Consider the following 2,545-nt stretch of genomic DNA (forward strand, 5'->3'; position numbering starts at 1 on the left):
TAGAAAGCACTAAACGAGGTTGTTTTTTATGATTAGAATGAAAATTTAGTTTTTTGAAGGGGTTGTGCAACGGTTACTGCTGTTAGCCGTTCGGTTTTATATTAATTTTTCCAAAATTGTGTATTAAATTTTACTTTATCAAACAGATGTTCTTCTTCTTTTCCTTTGATTGGAAAAGGATTATTGGTGTTAAAATCATCCCAATATGAATCAACTGTAGTTTCAAATTTTCTTTTAGTAGTATTATTGTAAATGAATCCTAATAATTTACTTGTTGAATGTGAAATATAATATAACCCATTTATTTTTGTAAAATCGGTTTCCATTGATTCATTTACATATTCTTTTGAAGTATATTTAGACAATGAATTTTTTAAATTATAACCTTCTCTAAAAGATTCTGGAAATTCAGTTACTGACCAATTTTCAAAAATTTTCACAATTGCATTGTCTTTTAAATTTACATACAAATAACCTGAATAATCACTTAGATAGGTTCTTCTTGTAAACGTTGAATGATTTCTTGGAGATGAAAAACGAATAACATAAACTTCTTCGTTGTTGTAAAGTTTAGTTTCTTCGATTTGAAAAATAAATTTTTTGAATTTTCCTTTCTTTAAAAAAGGTGCATATTTTATTGGGGAATTATAAACTAATCCGTGATATTCTCTTAATGTTTCAGTTAAAAAATCGTTTTTTATATTCCATCTAATTTCTTTGATCTTTTTTGTACTTCTGTTTATGTGATTTACATAACCTAAATCATATTGTTCTGCAATAAAATCAAAATCTAGATATGTTGAATCCGAAACTTTTGACTGAATATTAGTTTTCATTAATGAGCTAAATGGATTATCAGGATAATTTTTTTCAAAAGATCCAATTACTTTATTGATTAATTGATAAGCAGTTCGTTTTCCATAAACTATCACTTCGTTTAAAACGGTTGCTGTTACATCAATTTCATCAATTTCAGGATTAGTTGTTTTACTATTTGTTTTATAAGAAATCTGATTCTCTATGTCAGAATCAATTATAGTAGAAGGTGTAACTTTTCTATAATAGAAATATCCATCGTGTAATTCATTTAATTTACTTTCAATAAAAGTTATTGGACTAAAAAATCTATTCCAAATAATAGTATTCATTTCGCTCTGATTTGAAGAAATAAAAATATGAGGTGAAGTGTTTTTTGTCTTTAAAAAATCTTCAAATGAATTCTTTTTTATAGGAGTTATATTCCATTTATTTTGGATGAAAATAGAATCTGTTGATGTAATATTTGCTAAACTATATAATTTGTTTTTTAATTCTTTTTTTAAATAAGAACCCATTGGCACAAATTCTTTTACAATAGGTTCTTTAATTGAATTAGTATTATTTACAAAATGTGCATTTGCTCCCCAACAAATTATTTTTTCATCAGGATTTTGTTTTATGTAAGCTAATAAGTTGTCAGCCATTTGTTTATCACGATTATTATCGAAAGAAGTTGTATAAAATGTACTTAAAACTTCTTCTTTTGTATAAGCATCGTTTCCTAACTCTAAAAGACTTTTTACAATTTGATTCCAATAAAACTTTTCTTCTGAATCTTTTTGTTTATTAATATTGTTTCTAAAATCAGATAATTCAAGTTTAAATTGATTAAAAGTAATATCTTCTTCATCAAACATTCCAGAGTTAGTGATTGACTCTAAAAGCAATTCAAAATCTTCTTGTTTAAATTTTATTTTATGTTTGATTTTTTTTGCATATTCAAAAAAATCTTTGGCAAGATTTACATTTCCATTGGTGCTAGTAATTTGATAGTCAAAGCCAAATAATTTTAAATCAGTTTTGTTTTCATCATAGAAATTCATAAAAGATATAAACTCATTTCTTTTTGCCCAAATTGAAAACAAAGAATTAGAAAATACATCATTAGTATTTAAACCATTATCAATATCTTTTTGAGCCTTCCATAAATCATAAATTCCTGATTCAAAAGCAATTGTTTTAAAACCCATTTCTTGACTTAAAAACTTAATCATTTTAGTTTTCATTTCAAATACATTTCCATCAAAATGAGTGCTTTCGCCAAGCATTACTATCTGAACGTCTTTAAGTTCTTCTCTTAAAAAACTAAAATCTTCAATTGTAGGATTTTCAGAAAGTGAAATTGTTTTTGGATTAAAATTTTGAGATATTGCCGAAAAGCAAAATAGTAGAAATATAAAACTTATTATTTTTTTCATTTTTAAATTTTATTGTTTTTTTTACGGTTCGCAGTAAACTGACGGCTAACGGTCCGCGTGTATGTGTCAGGAGCGGATTTTGAAGCCGAAACTTTCAACTTTGCACTGACGTGAGCAAAACCATTTTTTTATTTGCTAATTTACACTTTTCCAGCAAATAAAAAATGGTTTTTGCGGGATGGAAAACCTAAACTTCGATTTAGCACTTAACCCGCTCTTGCACATACACGATGTGCTTGTTGCACAACTCCTCAAATATACCAAAAAAATCTTGCAAAAAAGATTCACGTTTTGTAATTTTAGTCATG

The 2,545-nt window shown here is 26.2% G+C and carries 1 protein-coding gene; it reads right to left on the minus strand.

The features are described from left to right. Nucleotides 1-101: 101 nt before the first annotated feature. Complete coding sequence (locus tag AC23MC_RS16355; protein ID WP_487569392.1) at nucleotides 102-2,237, minus strand: erythromycin esterase family protein; 2,136 nt, start codon at nucleotides 2,235-2,237, stop codon at nucleotides 102-104. Nucleotides 2,238-2,545: the final 308 nt, after the last annotated feature.

Source organism: Flavobacterium sp. T50_26, assembly GCF_057652995.1.